The 1,117-nt window shown below is 69.3% G+C and carries 1 pseudogene; it reads left to right on the forward strand.

The features are described from left to right. Positions 1-149 precede the first annotated feature (149 nt). A pseudogene (locus WDW90_RS37410) lies at positions 150-1,117 on the forward strand (ISNCY family transposase); the annotation flags it as partial.

Here is a 1,117-nt window from a genome sequence, read left to right on the forward strand (position 1 = left end):
CTAGGACGGCAAAGTCGGCTGTCTGTTAGCATCTGGAGCTGGGGGCGCCTGATGGAAGGGGTGCCATGTCTCGCATCCAAGTCCGGATCCCCGATCGCGAGCGGATGCTGGTTCCCGTCCGGCGGCTCTGCCCGGCCTGCGGACATTTCATGCGGATCCGCTACGAGAACAGACGGACCCTGGTGACGCTGTCCGGCACGGTGCGGGTACGTCTGAAGATCCGTCGTTGTGAGGCTGAGGGCTGCGCCCGCTTCCACAAGCCGTATCGTCCCGAGGCCGAGGGCGCACTCGCCCTGCCGCAGCATGAGTTTGGCCTCGACGTCTTGGCGCTGGTCGGCGTTTTGCGTCATCGCGAGCACCGCTCGGTGCCGGAGATCCACGCGATCCTGCGCGCGCGCGGCGTGCCCATCGCGGAGCGCAGCGTCACCAACCTACTCGACCGCTACGACGAGGTGATGGCCGCCCAACTCGGCGATTCCGCTCACCTGCGTCGGCAGCTTGCCGGACAAGATCGGATCATTCTGGCCCTCGACGGGCTGCAGCCGGACGTCGGGCACGAGGTGCTGTGGGTGCTGCGCGACTGCCTCTCGGGTACGGTGCTCCTGGCGCGCAGCCTTCTGTCCGGCACGGCCGGGGATCTGGCCGTCCTGCTGCGTGAGGTGATCGAGGCAGTCGGCCTGCCGGTGGCGGGTGTGATCAGCGATGGGCAGCACTCCATCCGCAAGGCCGTGGCCACGGTCCTGCCGGACGTGCCCCACCAACTCTGTCACTTCCATTTCCTGCGCGAGGCGGCGCTGCCGATCTTCGAGGCCGACCGGCACGCCAAGAAGGAGCTGAAGAAGAGGGTGCGCGGCGTGCGCCCGATCGAGCGGGCGGTGGAAGGGCGGACCGATCCAGAGGTGAGCCTGGTACGCGGCTACGCGGCGGCGGTGCGCAGCGCGATCAGCGACGACGGCCGCGCGCCGCTCGACGCGGCGGGCCTGCGCCTGAAGCGCCGACTGGAGAAGGTCGCCGATAGCCTGGAGCGCGTCACCGCCAAAGGGGGGCGTTGCGCTGGCTCGCACGGCTCAAGCACCTGATCGACCGGGCTCTGGCCGGCACGGCCGCACTCTGGCCG

Origin of the sequence: Methylobacterium nigriterrae, assembly GCF_037106235.1 — a bacterium.
GTDB lineage: Bacteria > Pseudomonadota > Alphaproteobacteria > Rhizobiales > Beijerinckiaceae > Methylobacterium > Methylobacterium nigriterrae.